The sequence below is a fragment of the Limnobacter humi genome, from assembly GCF_024518835.1.
GTDB lineage: Bacteria > Pseudomonadota > Gammaproteobacteria > Burkholderiales > Burkholderiaceae_B > Limnobacter > Limnobacter humi.
This window is the reverse complement of the sequence record NZ_JANIGO010000002.1, coordinates 203,545-225,163: the sequence shown is the minus strand read 5'-3', so window position 1 is coordinate 225,163 and position 21,619 is coordinate 203,545. Positions and strand designations below refer to the sequence as shown.

Annotated in this window: 28 protein-coding genes and 2 pseudogenes; 14 read left to right on the top strand and 16 right to left on the bottom strand. The window is 60.7% G+C overall.

Translation table 11 applies throughout. The features are described 5' to 3' along the window. Positions 1-4: 4 nt before the first annotated feature. The 8 genes from NQT62_RS06095 (at position 5) to NQT62_RS06060 (ending at position 6,069) form a co-directional block, all read left to right on the top strand. On the top strand, positions 5-832 hold the full coding sequence (locus tag NQT62_RS06095) for a helicase RepA family protein (RefSeq protein ID WP_001162384.1): 828 nt from the start codon (positions 5-7) through the stop codon (positions 830-832). Continuing rightward, positions 819-1,700, top strand: coding sequence for a replication protein C, IncQ-type (repC, locus tag NQT62_RS06090; protein WP_000743064.1), 882 nt, complete (start codon positions 819-821; stop codon positions 1,698-1,700). Before NQT62_RS06095 ends, repC begins: the two co-directional genes overlap by 14 nt. 1,032 nt (positions 1,701-2,732) lie before the next feature. Next, positions 2,733-2,921 carry a FitA-like ribbon-helix-helix domain-containing protein gene (locus tag NQT62_RS06085; RefSeq protein ID WP_000024442.1) on the top strand — a complete coding sequence of 63 codons (189 nt, stop codon included), beginning with the start codon at positions 2,733-2,735 and terminating at the stop codon, positions 2,919-2,921. A gap of 140 nt (positions 2,922-3,061) precedes the next feature. Further along, positions 3,062-3,841 carry a P-type conjugative transfer protein TrbJ gene (trbJ, locus tag NQT62_RS06080; protein WP_000836966.1) on the top strand — a complete coding sequence of 260 codons (780 nt, stop codon included), beginning with the start codon at positions 3,062-3,064 and terminating at the stop codon, positions 3,839-3,841. 12 nt (positions 3,842-3,853) lie between these two features. After that, on the top strand, positions 3,854-4,090 hold the full coding sequence (gene trbK / locus NQT62_RS06075) for an entry exclusion lipoprotein TrbK (protein ID WP_000718002.1): 237 nt from the start codon (positions 3,854-3,856) through the stop codon (positions 4,088-4,090). 10 nt (positions 4,091-4,100) lie between these two features. Then, a complete protein-coding gene (gene trbL, locus NQT62_RS06070) occupies positions 4,101-5,528 on the top strand; it encodes a P-type conjugative transfer protein TrbL (protein ID WP_001405816.1) in 1,428 nt (475 codons plus the stop codon). 4 nt (positions 5,529-5,532) lie between these two features. After that, positions 5,533-5,781 carry a hypothetical protein gene (locus tag NQT62_RS06065; protein WP_000213809.1) on the top strand — a complete coding sequence of 83 codons (249 nt, stop codon included), beginning with the start codon at positions 5,533-5,535 and terminating at the stop codon, positions 5,779-5,781. A 63-nt stretch (positions 5,782-5,844) separates the two neighbouring features. Continuing rightward, on the top strand, positions 5,845-6,069 hold the full coding sequence (locus NQT62_RS06060) for a type I toxin-antitoxin system ptaRNA1 family toxin (RefSeq protein ID WP_000211355.1): 225 nt from the start codon (positions 5,845-5,847) through the stop codon (positions 6,067-6,069). Between the two features lie 36 nt (positions 6,070-6,105). On the opposite strand, the gene NQT62_RS06055 is transcribed toward NQT62_RS06060, so the two are convergent. The 5 genes from NQT62_RS06055 to NQT62_RS06035 all read right to left on the bottom strand — a co-directional run bounded on the left by NQT62_RS06055 (position 6,106) and on the right by NQT62_RS06035 (position 9,087). Then, positions 6,106-6,309 (bottom strand): hypothetical protein, encoded by a 204-nt coding sequence (locus NQT62_RS06055; protein WP_000131871.1) that lies wholly within the window; start codon positions 6,307-6,309, stop codon positions 6,106-6,108. A 114-nt stretch (positions 6,310-6,423) separates the two neighbouring features. Next, positions 6,424-7,491 (bottom strand): ACR3 family arsenite efflux transporter, encoded by a 1,068-nt coding sequence (gene arsB / locus NQT62_RS06050; RefSeq protein ID WP_001272375.1) that lies wholly within the window; start codon positions 7,489-7,491, stop codon positions 6,424-6,426. Further along, the gene (locus NQT62_RS06045; protein ID WP_000140066.1) at positions 7,488-7,994 is read right to left on the bottom strand and encodes an arsenate reductase ArsC; all 507 of its coding nucleotides are present in this window, start codon (positions 7,992-7,994) and stop codon (positions 7,488-7,490) included. Before NQT62_RS06045 ends, arsB begins: the two co-directional genes overlap by 4 nt. Beyond that, positions 7,991-8,758 carry an arsenical resistance protein ArsH gene (gene arsH, locus NQT62_RS06040; RefSeq protein ID WP_001239389.1) on the bottom strand — a complete coding sequence of 256 codons (768 nt, stop codon included), beginning with the start codon at positions 8,756-8,758 and terminating at the stop codon, positions 7,991-7,993. Before arsH ends, NQT62_RS06045 begins: the two co-directional genes overlap by 4 nt. Further along, complete coding sequence (locus NQT62_RS06035; RefSeq protein ID WP_000447876.1) at positions 8,755-9,087, bottom strand: ArsR/SmtB family transcription factor; 333 nt, start codon at positions 9,085-9,087, stop codon at positions 8,755-8,757. Before NQT62_RS06035 ends, arsH begins: the two co-directional genes overlap by 4 nt. 180 nt (positions 9,088-9,267) lie before the next feature. On the opposite strand from NQT62_RS06035, the gene NQT62_RS06030 reads away from it, so the two are divergent. Genes NQT62_RS06030 through NQT62_RS06015 form a run of 4 tightly spaced genes read left to right on the top strand, consistent with a single transcriptional unit; the run spans position 9,268 to position 13,786 of the window. Next, positions 9,268-10,986, top strand: a complete 1,719-nt coding sequence (locus tag NQT62_RS06030) for a TnsB C-terminal domain-containing protein (protein WP_013741669.1) — start codon at positions 9,268-9,270, stop codon at positions 10,984-10,986. A 2-nt stretch (positions 10,987-10,988) separates the two neighbouring features. Beyond that, entirely contained in the window at positions 10,989-11,897 is a 909-nt protein-coding gene (locus NQT62_RS06025; RefSeq protein WP_256763748.1) for a TniB family NTP-binding protein, read from the top strand. Next, complete coding sequence (locus NQT62_RS06020) at positions 11,894-13,111, top strand: TniQ family protein (protein WP_026187900.1); 1,218 nt, start codon at positions 11,894-11,896, stop codon at positions 13,109-13,111. Before NQT62_RS06025 ends, NQT62_RS06020 begins: the two co-directional genes overlap by 4 nt. Before the next feature lie 60 nt (positions 13,112-13,171). Further along, on the top strand, positions 13,172-13,786 hold the full coding sequence (locus tag NQT62_RS06015; RefSeq protein WP_018228479.1) for a recombinase family protein: 615 nt from the start codon (positions 13,172-13,174) through the stop codon (positions 13,784-13,786). Between the two features lie 38 nt (positions 13,787-13,824). On the opposite strand, the gene NQT62_RS06010 is transcribed toward NQT62_RS06015, so the two are convergent. From NQT62_RS06010 to merT, 7 genes are all read right to left on the bottom strand, one after another. Then, the gene (locus NQT62_RS06010) at positions 13,825-13,989 is read right to left on the bottom strand and encodes a DUF3330 domain-containing protein (protein WP_438362243.1); all 165 of its coding nucleotides are present in this window, start codon (positions 13,987-13,989) and stop codon (positions 13,825-13,827) included. Positions 13,990-14,161: 172 nt separating this feature from the next. Continuing rightward, complete coding sequence (gene merE / locus NQT62_RS06005) at positions 14,162-14,398, bottom strand: broad-spectrum mercury transporter MerE (protein ID WP_018228480.1); 237 nt, start codon at positions 14,396-14,398, stop codon at positions 14,162-14,164. Beyond that, positions 14,395-14,760 (bottom strand): mercury resistance co-regulator MerD, encoded by a 366-nt coding sequence (merD, locus tag NQT62_RS06000; RefSeq protein WP_018228481.1) that lies wholly within the window; start codon positions 14,758-14,760, stop codon positions 14,395-14,397. The genes merE and merD overlap by 4 nt, the downstream gene beginning before the upstream one ends. 17 nt (positions 14,761-14,777) lie before the next feature. Beyond that, a complete protein-coding gene (gene merA, locus NQT62_RS05995; protein WP_018228482.1) occupies positions 14,778-16,463 on the bottom strand; it encodes a mercury(II) reductase in 1,686 nt (561 codons plus the stop codon). A gap of 38 nt (positions 16,464-16,501) precedes the next feature. Next, entirely contained in the window at positions 16,502-16,927 is a 426-nt protein-coding gene (merC, locus tag NQT62_RS05990) for an organomercurial transporter MerC (RefSeq protein ID WP_018228483.1), read from the bottom strand. A 28-nt stretch (positions 16,928-16,955) separates the two neighbouring features. After that, entirely contained in the window at positions 16,956-17,231 is a 276-nt protein-coding gene (gene merP / locus NQT62_RS05985) for a mercury resistance system periplasmic binding protein MerP (protein ID WP_018228484.1), read from the bottom strand. Between the two features lie 13 nt (positions 17,232-17,244). Next, positions 17,245-17,595, bottom strand: a complete 351-nt coding sequence (gene merT / locus NQT62_RS05980; protein ID WP_005798838.1) for a mercuric ion transporter MerT — start codon at positions 17,593-17,595, stop codon at positions 17,245-17,247. Positions 17,596-17,666: 71 nt separating this feature from the next. Here merT and merR point away from each other — a divergent pair, with 71 nt between their 5' ends. Beyond that, the gene (merR, locus tag NQT62_RS05975) at positions 17,667-18,101 is read left to right on the top strand and encodes a mercury resistance transcriptional regulator MerR (RefSeq protein WP_005798840.1); all 435 of its coding nucleotides are present in this window, start codon (positions 17,667-17,669) and stop codon (positions 18,099-18,101) included. Between the two features lie 111 nt (positions 18,102-18,212). Here the strand turns inward: merR and NQT62_RS05970 are convergent. Continuing rightward, a pseudogene (locus tag NQT62_RS05970) lies at positions 18,213-18,617 on the bottom strand (N-acetyl-gamma-glutamyl-phosphate reductase); the annotation flags it as partial. A gap of 114 nt (positions 18,618-18,731) precedes the next feature. On the opposite strand from NQT62_RS05970, the gene NQT62_RS05965 reads away from it, so the two are divergent. Continuing rightward, positions 18,732-19,616, top strand: coding sequence for a LysR family transcriptional regulator (locus NQT62_RS05965; RefSeq protein WP_003465017.1), 885 nt, complete (start codon positions 18,732-18,734; stop codon positions 19,614-19,616). A gap of 183 nt (positions 19,617-19,799) precedes the next feature. Here the strand turns inward: NQT62_RS05965 and NQT62_RS05960 are convergent. The 3 genes and pseudogenes from NQT62_RS05960 to NQT62_RS05950 form a co-directional block, all read right to left on the bottom strand. Continuing rightward, positions 19,800-20,445 (bottom strand): annotated as a pseudogene (locus NQT62_RS05960) (uracil-DNA glycosylase family protein). 28 nt (positions 20,446-20,473) lie between these two features. Next, positions 20,474-21,022, bottom strand: coding sequence for a cytochrome P460 family protein (locus NQT62_RS05955; RefSeq protein ID WP_003465000.1), 549 nt, complete (start codon positions 21,020-21,022; stop codon positions 20,474-20,476). Positions 21,023-21,049: 27 nt separating this feature from the next. Beyond that, positions 21,050-21,583, bottom strand: coding sequence for a carboxymuconolactone decarboxylase family protein (locus NQT62_RS05950; protein WP_032437899.1), 534 nt, complete (start codon positions 21,581-21,583; stop codon positions 21,050-21,052). Positions 21,584-21,619 lie beyond the last annotated feature (36 nt).

Sequence of the window (21,619 nt, the reverse complement as noted above, 5' to 3'; positions counted from 1 at the left end):
TTATATGGCTCTTGATCTTATGGCGGCTTTCACGGAATTGCCGCCACCCATTGATTATGTTCTGCCTAATATGGTTGCTGGCACTGTTGGTGCTCTTGTGTCGCCTGGTGGGGCTGGTAAATCCATGTTGGCCCTTCAATTGGCTGCACAGATTGCAGGCGGGCCTGATTTACTTGAAATAGGCGAGTTTCCCACCGGGCAAGTGGTCTATCTGCCTGCTGAAGATCCACCGGCCGCTATTCACCATCGTCTGCACGCCCTTGGGGCACACCTCAGCGCAGCGGAACGGCAAGCCGTGGCTGATGGTTTGCTCATTGAACCCTTGATCGGTAAATGCCCAAACATCATGGCTGCTAGCTGGTTCGATGCTCTCAAACGAGCCGCTGAAGGTCGTCGCTTGATGATCTTGGACACTTTGCGGCGCTTCCACATTGAGGAGGAGAACGCTAGCGGGCCGATGGCGCAGGTTGTTGGGCACATGGAGGCCATAGCCGCTGATACAGGCTGCTCCATTGTGTTTCTGCACCACGCGAGTAAAAGCGCAGCCATGATGGGGTCGGGCGATCAACAGCAGGCCAGTCGTGGATCGTCCGTACTGGTTGATAACATCCGTTGGCAATCGTACCTATCCGGCATGACGCAAGGCGAGGCCGAGATACTGGGGGTCGATGATTGTCAGCGTGGGTATTTTGTCCGCTTTGGCGTCAGCAAGGCCAACTATGGCGCACCTTTTCAAGAACTCTGGTTTAGACGGCACGACGGCGGCGTGTTGAAGCCTGCTGTACTGGAGCGGCAGTGCAAGGTGAAAAGGAGACAGCGTGAAGAAGCCTAAGCATGACCTGACCCACGTCCGACATGATCCCGCGCACTGTTTGGCACCTGGCCTGTTCCGCAGCCTCAAGCGTGGCGATCGCAAACGCTGCAAGCTGGACGTGACCTACACCTTTGGCGAGGACGAATCCATGCGTTTCGTCGGATTCGAACCTCTCGGGGCCGATGATATGCGTCTTTTGCAAGGCATCGTGGCCCTTGGCGGCCCGAACGGCATCTTGCTAACCCCGGAACCGACCAGTGAGACGGGGCGACAGCTACGGCTATTCCTTGAACCCCGTTTCGAAGCCATTGAGCAAGACGGCTTGGTGGTTCGTGAGAGCCTGACCAAACTGCTCTCAGAAACGGGCATGACGGATAGCGGCGACAACATCAAGGCGCTCAAAGCCAGCCTGCTGCGCATGTCGAACGTCACCATCCTTGTGACGAAGGGACGGCGGCAAGCCGCGTTCCACCTGATGAGTCATGCTTTTGACGAGACGGACGGCAGGCTATGGGTTGCCCTGAATCCGCGTATTGCCGAAGCGATCCTGGGGCATCGTCCATATGCCCGTATCGACATGGCGGAAGTGCGGGTGCTACAGACTGATCCGGCACGGCTGATGCACCAACGGCTATGCGGCTGGATCGACCCCGGCAAATCCGGGCGCGTGGAACTGGACACGCTTTGCGGCTATGTCTGGCCAGATGAAGCCAATGCCGAAGCTATGAAAAAACGCCGTCAGACTGCCCGGAAGGCACTGGCCGAACTTGCCGCCGTGGGTTGGGTAGTGAACGAATACGCCAAGGGAAAATGGGAGATCAAGAGGCCTGGCCCCACGGCAACTGCACCCGTTTACCGTCGTAACGTTCCCTTGTTACCGTCGTAACGCTCCCCTTCTGCCGTCGTAACGTTCCCCGTCCCAATTTGGAAAACCCAGACGGTGCGCTGCTTTGCGGGCAGTTTGGGAAATCCATCCAAGATTATCTAAAGATAATCCATCATGCGCGGTGCAGCTCGCGCCTTGAGGGCGCGTTCTGACCTTGCCAATAAAGCCCTGGCGGGCTTTATCAATCGGCCATAGGCCGATGGTTTAACGCCAAGAAGAGAAGGCGGCTTCAGTGGCCGCTGAAACGCCTTGTGAGAGGGGAAAACAACCCGGAGTCCCTTATTCCATGAGCTGAAGCAGAATCTGCGTCTAACGGTGCTGGAGGGCCGCTGTGTGCACTTGTAGTTATCTGTACTGAAACCTTGGCTCGAAACGTGAAATGGCTAAGCAGTGCCCATTCGTTCGGTAAGAATAATAAGAAGATTATTATTCTTATTATTACCAAGCAGGAATGAGCCGTGTGTGTTGGACGCCCATAACCAGTAACCTGCGTGAAGGTGTCAACATCAGGAAAGGTTGCCCCTCAAGTATCAATACGTCGCCTTAGTGGTATGACGGGAGGGGAGGCAAATTTCTTGTGTTCATTGACACTTGAGGGGCGGGTTATGCCCTTCTTTTTTGGCGTCCAACTCGCCCCATCGGGGCGAATGGTTTGTGTCGATTGTTGGCATTTTAGGTTCCGATTTAAAGCCGATTGAGCAGCGATTTTGAAGCGACTATGTCGATTGCAGGCCGATTTGGTGACGATTACGGTTATGTTGCCAAGAATCGGTGTTTGTTTGACGATAAAACGCTTTACGTTCGATATGCGCTAGATTTTCAATAGTGGGTGAAATGCGGGCAGGATGGGTGAAGTTAGCTAACCGGCAAGCCGGTTATCTATCTTCACTGTCCCTTATTCGCGCCGGGGGCACTCAACGGGAATCCTGCCCTGCGGGGCTGATCGGCTACCGCCGGTTGCAAGAGTATAGGTCTTGCTATTTTTAATATCTTTGATAGCATGGTTGTCGGGTACACCAAAAGGGTATTGATATGGCAAATGTGCTTATCAGGAATTTACCCGCCGAGGTGCACCGTGCGTTGAAAGTTCGAGCAGCGCTCAACGATAGGAGCACCGACGCGGAAATACGCGAAATACTGACGGCGGCAGTACAGCCGCTAGAGCTTGAAGAGATTGGCCGGGAAGTTGGCTTGTCCGAAAGCGATAAAAAAACAGAGTAGTTTTACGTTTGTAAGTCCGGGCCTCAGCGCCAAGGGCAATACCGATCAGCTAGTGGCGTAGCTCTTCGATGAAACGTTGCCGAGAACAAGCACAACGCTTGGTCAAGGCAATGCCTTCTTTTCATCGACGGAGTACGACCATGAAGTCCAAAATTTTAGCGGCTAAAAAAACCGCTCTAGCCGTTGCACTCGCAACCGGCTTTATCACCACTACCACCGCCCCTGTGCAAGCTGGTATCCCCGTCATCGACGGCGGCAACCTGGCCCAGAACATCATGACGGCCATCGAGTCGGTGGCGCAGACGCTCAAGCAGATTGAGCAGTACCAGACCCAGTTGCAGCAGTACGAAAATCAGCTCCAGAACACGATGGCCCCAGCCGCGTATATCTGGGATCAGGCGCAGACTACGATCAACCGGCTGATTGCCGCGCAAAACACGCTGGCCTATTACGAGAACCAGCTAGGCAGCCTGGATCGTTACCTGGCCAAGTTTCAGGACGTGGCCTATTACCGCAGCTCGCCATGCTTCAACGGCAGCGGCGGATGCACGCCGGCCGAAAAGGCAGCGATGGAAGAGAACCGCCGCCTGGCGTCAGAGTCGCAAAAGAAGGCCAACGATGCCCTGTTCCAGACCGTTGCCGACCAGCAAAAGGCTTTGAAGGATGACGCCCGTACCCTGGAGCGGCTGCAAGGCGCGGCCCAGGGTGCAACTGGCCAGCTACAGGCCATCGGCTACGCCAACCAGCTCGCCAGCCAGCAGGCCAATCAGCTCTTGCAGATTCGCACCATGTTGACCGCCCAACACAACGCGGAGGCAGCCCGGATTGCAGCAGAACTCGATGCCGAGGCGCGAGGTGATGCCAGGGCCGAGCAAATGCGTACCTGGACGTTTCGCCCGAGTCCGGCAGACAACTACTAGGGAGGCGGTGAGATGAAAAAAATCTTTTTTACTACCGCGGCTACGTTGCTGTTGTTGGCTGGATGTGAACAGGAAAGGATGCCCGAACCAAATGCGGCGACGTGTGCCCCCGATGCGTTCCAGGCAGCACTGAATGAAATGCGCAGCGAAGCGAACCGAGAGGCCTTTACCGAGGAATGCAGAGCATTCCAGAAGGCCAAGCAGATGCGTCAGTGGGAGTTCAAGCCCAGCCCTAAAGATGATTATTGAGGTGGTCGCCATGAGAAAGAAAATTGCTCTAGGTGGCTTGATGATGGTCGCCACAATGGTGCTGGCTGAACCTGCAATGGCGCAGGAGCTAAGTAGCAGCGGTGTTATGAATGATGTGCTCAAGCGTTTTCATGATGCTGCCGCAACATGGGGGCCAGCTATTGAGTCCGCTGCATCGCGTTTGTTCTGGACGCTGGTTGTGATTTCGATGGTCTGGACATTCGGCATGATGGCTTTGCGCAAGGCCGACATTGGCGAGTTCTTCGCGGAGTTCGTTCGCTTCACGATCTTCACCGGCTTTTTCTGGTGGTTGCTGACGAATGCGAACCAGGGCATGAATATCGCCGGTACGATTGTTCAGTCATTGCAAACTCTGGGCGCGCAGGCGGGGGGACTTTCCAATAGCAATCTTGGGCCCTCCAGCATCCTTGATCTTGGTTTCGAGTTATACAACCGCACAGTACAGGCCACCTCGGAGCTGGGATGGCGGCAGATGGCAACTGCTCTGGTCATGGAGCTAATGGCCCTGGCTGTTTTGTTTGTCCTGGCGTTGATTGCGGTCAACCTGTTGCTGTTGCTCGCATCAGCCTGGATTCTGTTGTATGCCGGTGTGTTCTTCCTTGGCTTTGGTGGAAGTCGTTGGACTTCCGACATGGCGATCAATTACTACAAGACCGTGCTGGGCCTGGCCGCACAGCTTATGGCAATGGTGCTTCTGGTTGCGATTGGCAAAGAGTTCATCAATCACTACTACACGCAAATCAGCGAGAACATGGCATCCCAGGAACTGGCCGTGATGTTGGTTATATCGGTCATCTTGCTTTTCTTGGTCAACAAAGTTCCGCCGATGATTTCTGGTCTTGTGTCTGGTGGTGGTATTGGCGCAGCCGGTGGAATTGGAAACTTCGGTGCGGGTGCGGCAGTTGGGGCGGCGGTGACGGCGGCCAGTATGGCAACTGGCGGCGCTGCCCTGGCAGGTAAAGCGGTTATGGGTGCCGCAGCCGGTGCAGCCGGAGGTGCAAGTGCACTCCAAGCGGCTTTTCAGAAAGCATCAGCGAGTATGGAAACCGGCGGTGACATGTCCAGCATGGGGTCAGTTGTCAGCAGTGGCGGAAACGGTGGTGGTGAAGCGGGTACTGCTGGCAGTAGCCCATTCGCCCAAGCGGCTGGCTTTGGTGACAGCGGCAGTAGCTCAAGCGGTGGCGGCTTTGCCAAGGCCGCGAAGCTGGCCACAGGCACGGCCTCCGAGTTAGCCAAGGGTGTCGGCTCTCAAGTGAAGCAGGGATTCCAGGAGCGAGTGAGCGAAACCACAGGCGGAAAACTGGCTGCTTCGATACGCGAAAGCATGGAGCCGAAAGAAGCAAGCCAATCTGGCCAGTTCGAGGGCAATAGCTTGGGCGCCGATTCTGGCCCAGATAGTAACGAAGTCAGGAGTTAGCACGATGACGACATCAACATACATGGCCGCATTGGCGGCCCTGGATGAAGCGCCAAGGGAAGAAGTCAGCCAGGTATTTATTTCGCCGCTGGGTGATCAATCGACCGAGGTCGATGCAGAGACAGAAACAGCCGCTTTTGTATCACGGCCAGACCCTATGAGAGAGAGCGAAACTAAGCCGATAAGTATTGAGGTTAATGGCGGCAGGAATGAGCGGTCAGCATTCGCGGAGGCGGCGGGGCTGTACCTGTAGGCGCACCGGGCTGGCCACAACCAGCCCGGCACTTTCAATCAACACCTACTGGAGAGGTGAATTATGACAACACAACATATTATCGAACCAGGGCAAGCAGTGCATCAAGCAGCGGCTATTCTTTCTTCTTTGGAGTACATCAACCAAGCGGAAGCGCGGAGCCTTGGGCCATTGGCCGAAGCCGTCGCTAATGCTTTTATGGTGGTGTACTACCAAGCTGAAACGGGCCGGGCGACACAGGCTGATTTTCAAGAAGCAATGAACGCCTTGCGCCAAGCGTGCAGCTAATGACGAAAGGGCGGCCACTCGAACTGGCCGCCTTTTTCAATCTTCACTGTTTGGCCATTCCCGACCCACAGACGGCGCATCCATCCATTCGCGTTCCTCCGGCGGCAGCGGGTAAGCCCCGGATGCTTCCGCGTCGGCCAGTAGTTCGGCCAGTGTGTAGCGCACCCGACCAGTGGAAACGGCGCGGGCCGGGTCGGCCTTCTCATGCAGCCTGTTCTCTAGGTTCTTTGGGTCTGTCATCGGGCGACCTCAGCAAGCATGGATACTAGGTGTTCCAGGTCAGTGATCGAATGCGCCAGGAAGCGGCCGGCGCGGCAATCTGCAATCATTTCCTCAGTTTTTTCCTACTCATGTTCAACCTCGTTCGTACCAGCTCTTCGAGCGATTCACCACGCGCACGACCAGCAGCATCACCGGCACTTCGACCAGGACGCCGACCACGGTTGCCAATGCAGCGCCGGAGTGCAGACCGAACAAGCTGATGGCGGCCGCCACGGCCAGCTCGAAGAAGTTGCTGGCACCGATCAGGGCCGAAGGACAGGCGACAGAGTGCTTTTCCCCCGCCCGCTTGTTCAGCCAGTAGGCTAACCCGGAATTGAAGAACACTTGAATCAAGATCGGCACGGCTAGCATGGCGATCACTAACGGCTGCCGGATGATGGCCTCGCCCTGGAAGGCGAACAGTAGAACCAACGTCAGCAGCAGCGCGGCCATCGACCACGGCCCGATCTTCTGCATGGCCCGTTCAAAGGCGGCCTGTCCTTGCTTGAGCAGATGCCGCCGCAAGAGCTGCGCCAGGATCACCGGCACGATGATGTAGAGCACGACCGAAATCAGCAGCGTGTCCCAAGGCACCGAGATCGAGGACATGCCCAGCAGCAGGCCGACGATGGGCGCGAAGGCCACGATCATGATGGCGTCGTTCAGAGCCACTTGCGAGAGCGTGAAAAGCGGGTCGCCGTTGGTAAGGCGGCTCCACACGAACACCATTGCCGTGCAGGGCGCGGCGGCCAGCAAGATCAAGCCCGCGATGTAGCTGTCCAGTTGATCGGCCGGCAGGAACGGAGCGAACACTTGTCGGATGAACAGCCACCCCAGCAGGGCCATCGAGAATGGCTTGACGGCCCAATTCACGAACAGCGTGACGCCGATGCCGCGCCAATGCTCTTTGACCTGGTGCAGCGCCCCGAAGTCGATCTTGACCAGCATCGGGACGATCATTACCCAAATCAGCAGGCCCACCGGCAAATTGACCTGGGCCACTTCCATGCGGCCTATGGCCTGGAACACGTCAGGAAGGCCCTGGCCGAGCGCAACACCGGCGACGATGCACAGGGCCACCCACAGCGTCAGGTAACGCTCGAAGCCGCTCATCGGGGCCTGGCGCGGCTTCGCGGCGATGGCCTGTGCGCCGGCGCTCATGCTTCCTGCTCGGTCTTGCCGATGTTCGCCAGCTCGCGCTTGATGGCCGTCTGGTCAAGCATTTTGAGAGGCAGATTCACGAACAGGCGGACGCGGTTCATCATGTGCCGGAAGGTTTGTTCGAAGGCCCGGCGCTTCTCGGCGTCAGTGCCTTCGACGGCGGCCGGGTCTTCAAATCCCCAATGCGCCGAGATCGGCTGACCAGGCCACACCGGACACATTTCGCCGGCGGCGTTGTCGCAGACGGTGATGATGAAGTCCATCTTCGGTGCGTCGGGCGTGGCGTACTCGTCCCAGCTCTTGCTGCGCAGATTCTCGGTCGGGTAATTCACCGACTCCACCTTTTCGACGGCGAAGGGATTGACCTTGCCGGTTGGGTGACTGCCGGCGCTGTAGGCGCGGAAGCGCCCTTGCCCCATCGTGTTGATGAGAGCTTCGGCCATGATGCTGCGCGCCGAATTGCCGGTGCAGAGGATGAGGACGTTATAGATTCTTTCGGTCATGATGTTTCGCTTTCTGGTAGTGGCTGGGGAGCAATGGCGATGGATGAAAGATCGGTGGCCTCGTCGATGACGTGGCCGGCCGCTTTCCGTTCGGAATAGCGGTCTGTCAGTGCTTCACGGTGCGGCCGTACCAGCGCCGTGAAGCGCACCAGTTCTTCCATCACATCGGCTATTCGGTCGTAGTACGGCGAGGGCTTCATGCGGCCCGCCGCGTCGAACTCTTGGAACGCTTTGGCGATACTCGACTGGTTCGGAATGGTGAACATTCGCATCCAGCGGCCGAGCAGACGCAAGGTGTTCACGGCGTTGAAGCTCTGCGAGCCGCCGGATACCTGCATCACGGCCAGGGTGCGGCCTTGGGTCGGCCGGATGCCGGCCATTTCAAGCGGCAGATGGTCAATCTGCGCCTTCATGACACTGGTAATCTGACCGTGGCGTTCCGGGCTGCACCAGACTTGTCCCTCTGACCACTCGGACAGGGCGCGCAGCTCCTTGACGGCCGGGTGATCGTCGCTTTGCACTTGATCGGGCAACGGCAAATCGGACGGGTCGAAGATGCGTGTTTCTGCGCCAAAGAATTGCAGCAGCCGGGCCGCTTCCTCGACGGCCAGCCGTGAGAACGAGCGGGCGCGCAGCGAGCCATACAGCAGCAGGATACGCACCGGCGGGGCGTCGGGTGCCAGCCCGAGCGCCGGGCGCTCGATGGCAAAGGATTTGTCCAAAGCGGGCAAAGAATCGGGGTCGGAAAGATGGCGAAGTCTCATGCCAACACCTTCCCGGCTTCCGTGGTGCAAGACAGGTTGCACACCTGGCCGCCGCAGCAGTTTTCCGTGAGAAAGGCCACCAGGTTAGTGGCCGTCGAAAAGTTCGCCTCGTAGATCACAAATCGGCCTTCTTGCCGCGACGTGACCATGCCGGCGTGTGCCAGCTCTTTCAGGTGGAAGGATAGCGAAGACGGCGGGATGCCGGCCGCTTCGCTGATTTTTCCGGCGGCCATGCCGGCGGGGCCGGCCTGGACGAGAAGCCGGAACACCGCGAGGCGCGATTCTTGAGCGATGGCCGCCAGGGCGGCTACAGCATTTATCGTTTCCATGTTTCAATAATAGTCGAAATATGGAGTGTGCTCAATAGCTCATTTAAGCTGTAAAAATGAGCTAGGCGCATTTAGTGTCATTTTCAGAAGACGACTGCACCAATCAACGAGACATGAAGCCTGCTGTGCATACGGCTCCTGACAGCCCGATATCAGGACTCCTCTGCACGAAACTCGTCTATGCTCAATACTCGTGTGCACCAAAGCGAGGCGAGCATGGCGACCGATACCGTACCGATTGCCGAGCGCGGCGTAGCCACCCTGTCAGAACAGGCATGGGAGCGTGCTCGCTGCCGCGCGGAGATCATTGGGCCGTTGGCGCAGTCGGAGACGGTCGGGCATGAAGCGGCCGACGCAGCAGCCCAGGCGCTGGGTCTGTCCCGGCGGCAGGTCTACGTCCTGATCCGCCGTGCCCGGCAAGGTTCGGGGCTGGTCACTGATTTGGCTCTTGGACAGTCGAGCGGTGGCAAAGGTAAAGGCCGCTTGCCGGAGTCGGTCGAACGAATCATCCGCGAGCTACTGCAAAAGCGCTTCCTGACCAAGCAGAAGCGCAGCTTGGCGGCGTTCCACCGTGAAGTTGCGCGGGTGTGCAAGCTGCAAAAGCTGCGGATGCCGGCGCGCAACACGGTCGCGTTGCGGATCGCCAGCCTTGATCCACTCAAGACCACTCGACTTCGGGAAGGCCAGGATGCGTCCCGCATCCTGCAAGGTGTTGGCGGTGTTCCTCCGCCAGTCTCCGCACCGCTGGAGCAGGTACAGATCGACCACACAGTCATCGACCTGATCGTGGTGGACGAGCGCGACCGGCAACCGATTGGCCGTCCGTACCTGACCCTCGCCATCGACGTGTTCACCCGCTGCGTGGTTGGCATGGTGGTCACGTTAGAAGCGCCATCTGCCGTCTCGGTCGGCCTGTGCCTCGCACACGCCGGTTGCGACAAGCGCCCTTGGTTGGAAAGGTTGGACGTGGAAATGGACTGGCCGATGAGCGGCAAGCCCGCGCTGCTCTACCTGGACAACGCGGCCGAATTCAAGAGCGAGGCGCTACGCCGTGGCTGCGAGCAGCATGGCATCCGGTTGGACTATCGGCCTCTCGGGCAGCCGCACTATGGCGGCATCGTGGAACGGATCATCGGCACGGCGATGCAAATGATCCACGACGAATTGCCGGGGACGACCTTCTCCAACCCTGACCAGCGCGGGGAATACGCCTCCGAGAAGATGGCCGCCCTGACACTGCGCGAGCTGGAACGCTGGCTCGCATTGGCGGTTGGCACCTATCACGGCTCCGTGCACAACGGCCTGCTCCAACCGCCGGCCGCACGCTGGGCCGAAGCTGTCGCGCGTACCGGCGTTCCAACCGTCATCACTCGCACCACGGCTTTTCTGGTCGATTTCCTGCCCGTCCTCCGCCGCACCCTGACCCGCACTGGCTTCGTCATCGACCACATCCACTACTACGCCGATGCGCTCAAGCCGTGGATAGCTCGGCGCGACCGCCTGCCTGCGTTCCTGATCCGGCGCGACCCACGCGACATCAGCCGCATTTGGGTGCTGGAGCCGGAGGGGCAGCACTATCTGGAAATTCCATACCGTACCTTGTCGCACCCGGCTGTCACCCTCTGGGAACAACGGCAGGCGCTGGCGAAATTGCGGCAGCAAGGGCGCGAACAGGTGGATGAGTCGGCGCTGTTCCGCATGATCGGGCAGATGCGCGAAATCGTGACCACTGCGCAGAAAGCCACGCGCAAGGCGCGGCGCGACGCGGATCGACGCCAGCATCTCAAGTCAACGGAACAACCTGTCAAAACCACGCCACCAGCGGACACGGATATGGCAGACCCGCAGGCGGACAACCAGCCACCTGCCAAACCGTTCGACCAGATTGAGGAGTGGTAGCCGTGGACGAATATCCCATCATCGACCTGTCCCACCTGCTGCCGGCGGCCCAGGGCTTGGCCCGTCTCCCGGCGGATGAGCGCATCCATCGCCTTCGCGCCGACCGCTGGATCGGCTATCCGCGAGCAGTCGAGGCGTTGAACCGGCTGGAAGCCCTGTATACGTGGCCAAACAAACAACGCATGCCCAACCTGCTGTTGGTCGGTCCAACCAACAACGGCAAGTCGATGATCGTCGAGAAGTTCCGCCGCGCCCACCCGGCCAGCTCCGACGCCGACCAGGAGCACATCCCGGTATTGGTCGTGCAGATGCCGTCCGAGCCGTCGGTGATCCGCTTCTACGTCGCGCTGCTCGCGGCGATGGGAGCACCATTGCGACCGCGCCCACGGCTGCCGGAAATAGAGCAACTGGCGCTGACACTGCTGCGCAAGCTCGGTGTGCGTTTGCTGGTGATCGACGAGCTGCACAACGTCCTGGCCGGCAACAGCGTCAACCGCCGGGAATTCCTCAACCTGCTGCGCTTCCTCGGCAACGAATTGCGCATCCCGCTGGTCGGTGTGGGCACGCGCGATGCCTACCTGGCCATCCGCTCGGATGACCAGTTGGAAAACCGCTTCGAGCCCATGATGCTGCCGGTGTGGGAAGCCAACGACGATTGCTGCTCACTGCTGGCCAGCTTCGCGGCTTCGCTCCCGCTGCGGCGCCCCTCGTCTATTGCCACGCTGGATATGGCCCGCTACCTGCTCACGCGCAGCGAGGGCACCATCGGCGAGCTGGCGCACCTGTTGATGGCGGCGGCCGTCGCTGCCGTGGAGAGCGGTGAGGAAGCGATCAACAACCGCACGCTCAGCATGGCCGATTACACCGGCCCCAGCGAGCGGCGGCGGCAATTCGAGCGGGAACTGATGTGAAGCCAGCGCCACGCTGGCCACTGCATCCGGCTCCCAGGGAAGGCGAAGCCCTGTCTTCGTGGCTCAACCGCGTGGCCCTTTGCTATCACATGGAAGTGTCCGAGCTGCTGGAGCACGATCTTGGTCACGGCCAGGTTGATGACCTGGACACCGCGCCACCACTGGCGCTGCTGGCGATGCTCTCCCAGCGGAGCGGTATCGAGCTGGATCGGCTGCGCTGCATGAGTTTCGCCGGCTGGGTGCCTTGGCTACTGGACAGCCTTGATGATCAGATTCCAGCCGCATTGGAAACCTATGCGTTCCAGCTCTCGGTACTGCTGCCGAGACTCCGCCGTCAGACGCGATCCATCACGAGCTGGCGTGCCTGGCTGCCCACCCAACCGATACACCGCGCCTGTCAGCTCTGCCTGAACGATCCGGAGAACCAAGCCGTACTGCTCGCGTGGAAGCTGCCCCTGATGCTGAGCTGCCCACTGCATGGCTGCTGGCTGGAATCCTATTGGGGCGTGCCAGGGCGGTTTCTCGGCTGGGAGAACGCCGACGCCGAACCGCGCACTGCCAGCGACGCGATTGCGGCGATGGACCAGCGTACCTGGCAGGCACTGACGACCGGCCATGTGGAACTGCCGCGCCGACGCATCCACGCCGGATTGTGGTTTCGGCTGCTACGCACGCTGCTCGACGAGCTGAACACCCCGCTTTCGGCGTGCGGCACCTACGCGGGGTATCTCCGCCAAGTCTGGGAAGGCTGCGGGCATCCGCTGCGTGCAGGGCAAAGTCTGTGGCGACCGTATGAAACCCTGAACCCGGCAGTACGGTTGCAGACGCTGGAGGCGGCGGCAACGGCGATCCACTTGATTGAAGTGAGGGATATAAGCCCGCCGGGCGAGCAGGCAAAGCTATTCTGGTCCGAGCCCCAAACCGGGTTCACCAGTGGACTGCCAGCGAGAGCGCCGAAGCCCGAACCTGTCGATCACTGGCAACGGGCGGTCCAGGCCATTGATGAGGCGATCATTGAAGCGCGGCACGACCCCGAGACGGCCCGCTCGCTGTTCGCGTTGGCTTCCTTTGGTCGGCGCGACCCCGCTTCCCTGGAACGGTTGCGCACCACCTTCGCGAAGGAAGGCATCCTCCCTGAATTTCTGTCACATTATGAGCCTGATGGACCCTTTGCATGTCTTAGACAGAATGACGGGTTAAGTGACAAATTTTGACGGCCCGAACTTTCCGGTGCACACTGTCACATAATCGAACGTATATGTGACAGGTACAAGATGCTGATTGGCTACATGCGAGTATCGAAGGCGGATGGCTCCCAAGCGACGGACTTGCAGCGCGATGCGCTGGTCGCGGCCGGTGTTGATCCGGCGCATCTCTATGAAGACCAAGCGTCCGGAAAACGCGAGGATCGTCCCGGTCTGGCGAGCTGTCTGAAGGCACTACGGCTAGGCGACACGTTGGTCGTTTGGAAACTGGATCGGCTCGGGCGCGACCTGCGCCATCTGATCAATACCGTCCATGACCTGACCGGACGCGGCATCGGCCTCAAGGTGCTGACCGGGCACGGCGCGGCCATCGACACCACGACCGCCGCCGGCAAGCTGGTCTTCGGTATCTTCGCCGCGCTGGCCGAGTTCGAGCGTGAGTTGATCGCCGAGCGCACTGTGGCGGGCCTGGCCTCAGCACGGGCACGCGGCCGGAAAGGCGGCCGGCCGTTCAAGATGACCGCCGCCAAGCTGCGGCTGGCGATGGCGGCAATGGGGCAGCCAGAGACCAAGGTCGGCGACCTGTGCCAGGAACTTGGCGTCACGCGACAGACCCTGTATCGGCATATTTCACCCAAGGGCGAGCTACGTCCAGATGGCGAGAAGCTACTCAGCCGAATTTGATGCCGACATGAGGCGACGTAGCGAAAGCGTGGTTTGTCTCAATTTGACGGCGGCGAACCGCAAGCGTTCGGTTCGCCGTTCGTTTCGGTCGCAGTGCTGGCCCGCGCCTGGAAACGTTGATAACACTCCAGCCCGCAGAAGTGCTCGACGTACTCCGCGCCTTCCGGTGTGAAGGCGGCATCGAGCGGGATTTCCTTCAGCACACGCAGCAACTGGTGGCGGTCGGATCATTTGCATTCATGGTGGCACCCCTCCATTGACTGACGAAGACGGCGAATGCCGCCGCCGGCATCGGCTTTGCGAACAGAAAGCCTTGCCCGCGCTCGAACGCTTGGGCCAGTTCCGCCGTAGTCCATCCATCCGGCCGGGAAGCGCTCATGATCTTTCCCTCAATGCCCGCAACGCCCGCGCCAGTGACAGAAGGAACAGGCCGGTCAAACCGAGCGCCGTGATGACCCAATACTCGACAAGGAATGCACCGGCGGTTGTGCCGGCCAGCACGGCAGCAAGGATGGGCAGGTGGCAGGGGCAAGTCAGCACGGCCAGCGTGCTCCACAGGTAGCCGGTGATCGGTTTGCGCGTCTCGGACGGCAAGTTCTCGGGGCTGTTCACGGCAGACTCTCCGCGTGCTGTGCCGGCTCGGTCGGCATGGTGGCCAACTGCACTTCCAGATCGGCCAACGCTTCGCGCCGACGCTCGACGAACTGGCGCAAAACGGCAAGCTGCGCGGCCACTTCATCGCCGTCCGCAGCATCCAGCGCCCGATATAGCCGCGCAAGTACGTCCAGGCCGATGCCCGCCTCGAAGGCGGCTCGCACGAAGCACAGTCGCTGCAAGGCGGCGTCATCGAACAGGCCGTAGCCACCCGTGGTGCAGGCGACTGGCCGCAGCAATCCACGCAGCAGGTAATCGCGCACGATATGCACACTCACCCCGGCATCAAAGGCCAACCGGGACACCGTGTAGGCGTTCATCGAACACCTCCTTTTCCTCATCCGGCACAGCACGAAAGCTGCTTCACGTCCTTGCTGAAGGTCTGCGCCGCGAGCTTCAACCCCTCGACCATCGTCAGGTAGGGGAACAACTGGTCGGCCAGTTCCTGCACCGTCATGCGGTTGCGAATGGCGAGAACAGCCGTCTGGATCAATTCGCCCGCTTCCGGGGCGACGACCTGCACGCCGATGAGCCGTCCGCTACCTTCCTCGATGACGAGCTTGATAAAGCCGCGCGTGTCGAAGTTGGCGAGCGCACGCGGCACGTTATCCAAGGTCAAGGTGCGACTGTCGGTCTCGATTCCGTCGTGATGCGCTTCCGCTTCGCTGTAGCCCACGGTTGCCACTTGCGGATCGGTGAACACCACGGCCGGCATCGCGGTCAGGTCGAGGGCCGCGTCGCCGCCTGTCATGTTGATCGCGGCACGGGTGCCCGCCGCTGCCGCCACATAGACGAATTGCGGCTGGTCGGTGCAGTCGCCGGCGGCATAAATGTGCGGCGTGCTGGTGCGCATGCCCTTGTCGATGACGATGGCCCCTTGCGCATTGACGGCGACCCCCGCCGCGTCCAGTGCCAGGCTGCGCGTGTTCGGCGTCCGCCCGGTAGCGATCAGCAGCTTGTCGGCGCGCAATTCCCCGTGCGCCGTGGTCAGCACGAATTCGCCGTCCACATGCGCGACCTGGCTGGCTTGCGTGTGTTCCAGTACCTTGATCCCTTCGGCACGGAAGGCGGCCGTCACGGCCTCGCCGATGGCCGTGTCTTCGCGGAAGAACAAGGTGCTGCGCGCCAGGATCGTGACCTGGCTGCCGAGCCGGGCAAACGCTTGCGCCAGTTCCAGCGCCACCACCGACGAGCCGATCACGGCCAGGCGTTCGGGAATGGTGTCGCTGACCAGGGCCTCGGTCGAAGTCCAGTAGGGTGACTCTTTCAAGCCCGGAATCGGCGGCACGGCTGGGCTGGCACCCGTGGCGACCAGGCAACGGTCGAAAGCCACCACGCGCTCGCCGCCATCGTTCAAACGGACGGCAAGACTCTGGTTGTCCTTGAAACGCGCTTCACCACGCAGAACGGTGATGGCCGGATTGCCATCCAGGATGCCTTCGTACTTGGCATGGCGGAGTTCATCGACGCGGGCCTGCTGCTGGGCTAGTAGTTTGCTGCGATCAATCGCAGGCATGGTCGCCGCAATGCCGCCATCAAACGGGCTTTCCCGGCGTAAATGGGCGATGTGAGCGGCGCGAATCATGATCTTGGACGGCACGCAACCGACGTTGACGCAGGTGCCGCCGATGGTGCCGCGCTCGATCAGTGTGACGTGCGCGCCTTGCTCGACAGCCTTCAGTGCTGCCGCCATCGCGGCTCCACCGCTGCCGATCACGGCGACCTGCAACGGGCGTTCGCTGCCACTGTGCTTATCGGCGGCACCCATCCATCCGCGCACCTTGTCGAGCAATCCGGCGCGGTTGTCCGTCGGCGGAGCATCGGCAAGCGTTGCCTTGTAGCCCAGTCCGGCCACGGCCGCAGCCAGCGCATCCGGTGACGTGCCCGCCTCGATGGCGAGTTGCGCTGTGCCCTTCGGATAGGACACCATCGCCGACTGCACGCCGGGTACTTTTTCCAAGGCATCCTTGACGTGCACAGCGCACGAATCGCAGGTCATCCCGGTGATCTTCAGGGTGGTCATGTATTTTTCCTTTTCTGTGGTGGCTACGGCTGTTGCCGTCAGCCACGTTGTTCTGGCAATTCACAGCTGTCCGGCCCGCAGCGGCGATGTGCTGGCGAGATGAAATCCCAGACCGACACCCCAACCATCAAGGCCAGGCCGACATAGAGCAGCCCACCGCTCTGCCAGCCATAAGCCCGCATTAAAAACACCGCTGCCAGCGCCAAGATCGGGCCTATCGTGCCGAGCGCCGTGCGTCGCCACTGTCGATGATTAAGCCAAGCGATAGCATTGGCGAGTAGCGCGATGCCGGCGAACATCGGCAGCAGGATGCCAATGAATAGCCCTTCGTACTGGCTCAAGAAGCCCAGTCCGATGGCCGCGCCCAAGCTGGCGATGGCAGGAAAACAGGCCGCGCAACCCATCGCGGAAACGACGCTGCCGAGCGCGCCGGTTTTGTCAGCGATGCGCGTGATGAGTCCCATGTGTCGCTCCCGAATTCGGTTCAACGGATCAGCGTTTGGCGCTGGACGGATAGCCCGCGTCCTCGGTCGCCTTGGTCAACTTCTGGACGTTGGTCTTGGCATCGTCGAAGGTGACGACGGCCTGGCGCTTGTCGAAACTTACGTCGGTCTTGCTCACACCCTCGACCTTGGAAAGCGCGTGCTTGACAGTGATCGGGCAAGAGGCGCAGGTCATGCCAGGCACGGACAGCGTGACGGTCTGAGTGGCGGCGAACACGGGGGCAACGAAAGCGGCGAGAGCGAGGGAGGCAAACAGCTTTTTCATGATGAACTCCTGATTAGTAGAAAAATGGCATGACGTAGGGAAAACCAAGCGCGACCAAGACCAACACGGCGACGAACCAGAAAATGAGCTTGTAGGTGGTGCGCACTTGCGGAATCGCGCACACCTCGCCCGGCTTGCAGGCTGCGGTCGGTCGGACGATGCGCCGCCAGGCAAAGAACAGTGCAACCAGCGCCGCGCCGATGAAGATCGGCCGATACGGCTCCAATACCGTCAGGTTGCCGATCCAAGCGCCGCTGAACCCCAAGGTGACCAGAACCAGCGGCCCCAGGCAGCAGGCCGAGGCGAGGATGGCAGCCAGCCCGCCGGCGAAGAGCGCCCCGCGCCCGTTTTGTGGTTCAGACATGCGCGTGTCCTTTCGAATTTAAATTGGATAGCGTAACCTTACTTCCGTAGTCATGTACGGAGTCAAGCAATATGGAAAACAATTTGGAAAATCTGACCATCGGCGTTTTCGCCAAGGCGGCCGGGGTCAACGTAGAGACCATCCGGTTCTATCAGCGCAAGGGCTTGTTGCCGGAGCCGGACAAGCCTTACGGCAGCATCCGCCGCTATGGCGAGGCGGATGTAACGCGGGTGCGGTTCGTGAAATCAGCCCAGCGGCTGGGCTTCAGTCTGGATGAAATAGCCGAACTGCTGCGGCTGGAGGATGGCACCCATTGCGAGGAAGCCAGTAGTCTGGCCGAGCACAAGCTCAAGGACGTGCGCGAAAAAATGACTGACTTGGCGCGTATGGAGTCGGTGCTTTCCGAACTTGTGTGTGCCTGCCACCTGCGGCAGGGGAATGTTTCTTGCCCGCTGATTGCTTCACTGCAAGGGAAGAAAGAACCGCGCAGTACCGACGCGGTGTAGCCAAGGGAACTACGCCTAAGCGTGCTTTATTTTCCGTTTTCTGAGGTGACGTCAACCGTCAGAAAAAACCGTGCGGCCGACTTTTGATAATTCGTGCTATCGCCTTCTGAAAATGACACCGGCCTCCAGCAATGGGCGCAGCAGCCCTATCGCCCCCGTGGGATAGCAACCGGGATTGCTGACCCGCCGTGCCGTGGCGATGCGTTGGGCCTGCTGCGAGTTCATCTCCGCGAAACCATAGGTCCAGTCTGGATGGGTGCGGTGCGCCGAACTCGCATCGATCACCCGAACGGCGGGGTTTTCGATGCTCGCTACAGCGTCGCGTGCGGCTTGGTCGGGCAAGCAGAGAATCGCGATGTCGCAGGCGTTGATGATTTCGGCGCGACGTTGCGGATCCTTGCGATGTTCGGGGCTGAGCGTGATAAGCCGCAGATCGGTCCGGTCGCGTAGACGTTGATGGATTTGCAACCCGGTGGTGCCTTGGTCGCCGTCGATGAATATAAGAGGACTTGCCATGGAATGCTCTCGGACATAGGAAATCAGGAGTTCCAATCTTCAGTGAGGGGCTAAGATAGGAAAAGTTGAATTTCTAAACGATGAAATTCAGCTTTTCTGAACAAGGAGTGACTCATGCGCGAAATCAGCCTGGACCGTCTGCGCACGTTGGTGGCCATTGCCGACCTGGGTTCGTTTGCCGAGGCGGCCCGTGTGCTGCACCTCGCGCCACCCACGGTCAGTTTGCATATTGCCGACCTGGAGTCGCGGGTTGGCGGAAAGCTGTTGTCGCGCACACGTGGGCGCATTCAGCCTTCGGCGATTGGAGAAACGCTGGTGGAGCGCGCGCGGCGCCTGTTGGCGGATGCGGAGCAGGCGCTTGAGGACGTGGAGCGTCAGGTGCAGGGCTTGGCCGGGCGTGTGCGGCTGGGTGCCTCCACAGGGGCCATCGCACAGTTGATGCCGCAAGCTTTGGAGACGTTGGGCCAACGCCATCCCGCTATCGATGTGCAGGTCGCGGTGCTCACGTCGCAGGAAACTTTGAAGAAGCTTGCCGAGGGCTCTTTGGAGATCGGTCTGGTCGCGCTGCCACAGACCCCGGTGAAGGAATTGCGGATCGAGCCATGGCGGCGGGACCCGGTCATGGCCTTCTTGCCGGCTCGCTGGGAATGCCCGGATGTTGTGACCCCCGGTTGGCTGGCCGCCCAGCCATTAATTCTGAATGACAAAACTACTCGGCTTTCGCGCTTGACCTCGGAGTGGTTCGCCAGTGATGGACGGCAGCCCACGCCGCGTATTCAACTGAACTACAACGATGCGATCAAAAGCCTAGTGGCGGCCGGTTATGGTGCGACGTTGTTGCCGCATGAAGCCTCCACGCCATTGCCCGATACCAGGATCGTCATGCGGCCATTACAGCCCTTATTGTGGCGTCAACTTGGTATTGCCCACCGTGGTGGGGACGTCGAGCGGCCTACGCAACATGTGCTGGATGTGTTGTGGGGGTTGAGTGCGGGCTAGGGCGATGTTGTCAGAGAAAGGACCGCTTTCGACCCGGTCATACGGTGATTGAGGTCCCAGGCGTCAGCTACCGCACCTGAAGCCGTCGTTCATCGCTCCAAAGCCGGTGCCTGTCTCCGTTCGCCCAGGCCAGGGTGTCGTAGTACTTGTGCAGCAGCTCGGTAATGGCGGCGGTGTCGTCGGTCATGGGGTTTCCTTGGGGTTGGCGGTGAGGACTGCCTGGACGCGTGCTTGCAGCGCGGGCAGCACGTCTTGTTGGAACCAGGGGTTGCGCACCAGCCAGCGATTGTTGCGCGGGCTAGGGTGAGGCAGGGCGAACGCTTGCGGCCAGTGCTCGCGCCAGGCTTCGACCACCCGGGTGAGCGGCGTCTTGCCAGTACCGAGGTGGTAGTCCATGGCGTAGCTGCCCAGCACGATGACCAGCGACAGGCGCTCGAAACGCTGCATGAAGGCTTCGCGCCAGGCGGGGGGCGCACTCCGGGCGTAGCGGCAGGTCACCGCTTTTGCCGGTGCCCGGATAACAGAAGCCCATGGGCAGAATGGCGATGCGGGTAGGGTCGTAGAAGGTGTCGCGGTCCACGCCCAGCCAGGCGCGCAGACGCGCGCCGCTGGCGTCGTCGAAGGGCACGCCTGAGGCATGGACCCGGGCCCCCGGTGCTTGGCCGGCGATGAGGATGGGCGCACTCGGGTGAAACTGGAAGACCGGCTGCACGCCGTGTGGCAGATGCGGTGCGCAGCGCGTGCAGGCGCGGACGTCGGTCAGAAAGGCGTCGAGTGTCGGCATGGCGCGCTTCCGGAAAGGGTGGCTCGCGCAGGACGGAGGTGCCATCCTGCGCGAAGCGTAACCCGGCAGCAAGTCAGTGCTGGGTCAGTGTCGGATAGCCCTGGATGAATACGCGGTCGGTCTTGGCCGCCGGCACATGGCAGCCCATGCAGTCGGCTTCGTAGCTGACGGCGACATTCTTGGCGGGGGCGTCGGCCTTGAACAGCGCCCAGCCCCAGCCGTCGCCCCACAAGGGGTTGCTGGCGAAACGGCCTTTGGCGTCCTTGACCATCACGAACCACACGGCCGCATCGGAACCCCAGACCACAGGGTTGCCAGTGGTCATGGCGCTGGTTTCGAGCTTGCGGATCTCTTTCACCAGCGTGGCGCCGTCCAAGAACTTGCCGGTCTTGCGGTAGTGCTCGGCCGAGGCCTTTTCGGTGTACACATCGTGCAAGCCGCGAGAGGCGGATTTTTCGTCCAACACCGCATATGAGCCCAGGTGGACGAAGTTTGTGCGGAAGTCTGTGGGGCGGCTGATGCCGCCCTGGCTGTCCACATAGGGCGAAAAGTCGCCGGCCGTGACGGCCAGTGGCAGGACGAGGGCGCTGGCGAGCAGAGCGCCGGTGAGTGCGATTTTCATCGTGTTCTCCTTATATGCCTATGGAGATCAGACGGCGACCACGGGGAAATCCACCGTGGGGTCGGCGATGTGGTTGGTGTAGTTGGTGAGCGTGTTCAGCGCGACGTTGGCGATCACTTCCAGTATCAGGCCGTCGTCGAGCCCCGCGCGGCGGTAGTTGGCCATGGCGTCGGCCGACACCACGCCGCGTTGCTCGACCAGCGCGCGGGCAAAGCCGGCGATTGCATCGTCAAGTGCGTTGGCCGCCTGGCCGGTGCGGGCCGCGGCGATGGCCTCTGCCGACAGTCCGGCACCTTTGCCGATCAGGGTGTGTGCGCTCAGGCAATACTGGCAGCGATTGGCTTGACCGGCAGCGAGCGCAACGATCTCGCGCTGGGAGGCATTCAGGCGGCCGGTGCCCAGCGTTTCGGACAAGCCGAGGTAGCCATTGAGCGCCGCCGGCGCGTGGGCCAGCGTGGCGAACAGGTTCGGCACCATGCCAAGCTTGGCTTTGACGGCCTTGAGTGTGGCAGCGGTAGCGGCGTCAGCGGTGTCGATGGTCAGGGGGGCGATTTGGGTCATGTCTATCTCCGTAGTGGGTGAGGTGCAAGAGCACGT

Excerpts from the sequence above, each read along its gene's own strand:
- NQT62_RS06095 (WP_001162384.1), top strand. The coding sequence starts at position 5 with ATGGCTCTTGATCTTATGGCGGCTTTCACGGAATTGCCGCCACCCATT.
- NQT62_RS06085 (WP_000024442.1), top strand. The coding sequence starts at position 2,733 with ATGGCAAATGTGCTTATCAGGAATTTACCCGCCGAGGTGCACCGTGCG.
- trbJ (WP_000836966.1), top strand. The coding sequence starts at position 3,062 with ATGAAGTCCAAAATTTTAGCGGCTAAAAAAACCGCTCTAGCCGTTGCA.
- trbK (WP_000718002.1), top strand. The coding sequence starts at position 3,854 with ATGAAAAAAATCTTTTTTACTACCGCGGCTACGTTGCTGTTGTTGGCT.
- trbL (WP_001405816.1), top strand. The coding sequence starts at position 4,101 with ATGAGAAAGAAAATTGCTCTAGGTGGCTTGATGATGGTCGCCACAATG.
- NQT62_RS06065 (WP_000213809.1), top strand. The coding sequence starts at position 5,533 with ATGACGACATCAACATACATGGCCGCATTGGCGGCCCTGGATGAAGCG.
- NQT62_RS06060 (WP_000211355.1), top strand. The coding sequence starts at position 5,845 with ATGACAACACAACATATTATCGAACCAGGGCAAGCAGTGCATCAAGCA.
- NQT62_RS06055 (WP_000131871.1), bottom strand. The coding sequence starts at position 6,309 with ATGACAGACCCAAAGAACCTAGAGAACAGGCTGCATGAGAAGGCCGAC.
- arsB (WP_001272375.1), bottom strand. The coding sequence starts at position 7,491 with ATGAGCGCCGGCGCACAGGCCATCGCCGCGAAGCCGCGCCAGGCCCCG.
- NQT62_RS06045 (WP_000140066.1), bottom strand. The coding sequence starts at position 7,994 with ATGACCGAAAGAATCTATAACGTCCTCATCCTCTGCACCGGCAATTCG.
- arsH (WP_001239389.1), bottom strand. The coding sequence starts at position 8,758 with ATGAGACTTCGCCATCTTTCCGACCCCGATTCTTTGCCCGCTTTGGAC.
- NQT62_RS06035 (WP_000447876.1), bottom strand. The coding sequence starts at position 9,087 with ATGGAAACGATAAATGCTGTAGCCGCCCTGGCGGCCATCGCTCAAGAA.
- NQT62_RS06030 (WP_013741669.1), top strand. The coding sequence starts at position 9,268 with ATGCTCAATACTCGTGTGCACCAAAGCGAGGCGAGCATGGCGACCGAT.
- NQT62_RS06015 (WP_018228479.1), top strand. The coding sequence starts at position 13,172 with ATGCTGATTGGCTACATGCGAGTATCGAAGGCGGATGGCTCCCAAGCG.
- merD (WP_018228481.1), bottom strand. The coding sequence starts at position 14,760 with ATGAACGCCTACACGGTGTCCCGGTTGGCCTTTGATGCCGGGGTGAGT.
- merA (WP_018228482.1), bottom strand. The coding sequence starts at position 16,463 with ATGACCACCCTGAAGATCACCGGGATGACCTGCGATTCGTGCGCTGTG.
- merC (WP_018228483.1), bottom strand. The coding sequence starts at position 16,927 with ATGGGACTCATCACGCGCATCGCTGACAAAACCGGCGCGCTCGGCAGC.
- merP (WP_018228484.1), bottom strand. The coding sequence starts at position 17,231 with ATGAAAAAGCTGTTTGCCTCCCTCGCTCTCGCCGCTTTCGTTGCCCCC.
- merT (WP_005798838.1), bottom strand. The coding sequence starts at position 17,595 with ATGTCTGAACCACAAAACGGGCGCGGGGCGCTCTTCGCCGGCGGGCTG.
- merR (WP_005798840.1), top strand. The coding sequence starts at position 17,667 with ATGGAAAACAATTTGGAAAATCTGACCATCGGCGTTTTCGCCAAGGCG.
- NQT62_RS05965 (WP_003465017.1), top strand. The coding sequence starts at position 18,732 with ATGCGCGAAATCAGCCTGGACCGTCTGCGCACGTTGGTGGCCATTGCC.
- NQT62_RS05955 (WP_003465000.1), bottom strand. The coding sequence starts at position 21,022 with ATGAAAATCGCACTCACCGGCGCTCTGCTCGCCAGCGCCCTCGTCCTG.
- NQT62_RS05950 (WP_032437899.1), bottom strand. The coding sequence starts at position 21,583 with ATGACCCAAATCGCCCCCCTGACCATCGACACCGCTGACGCCGCTACC.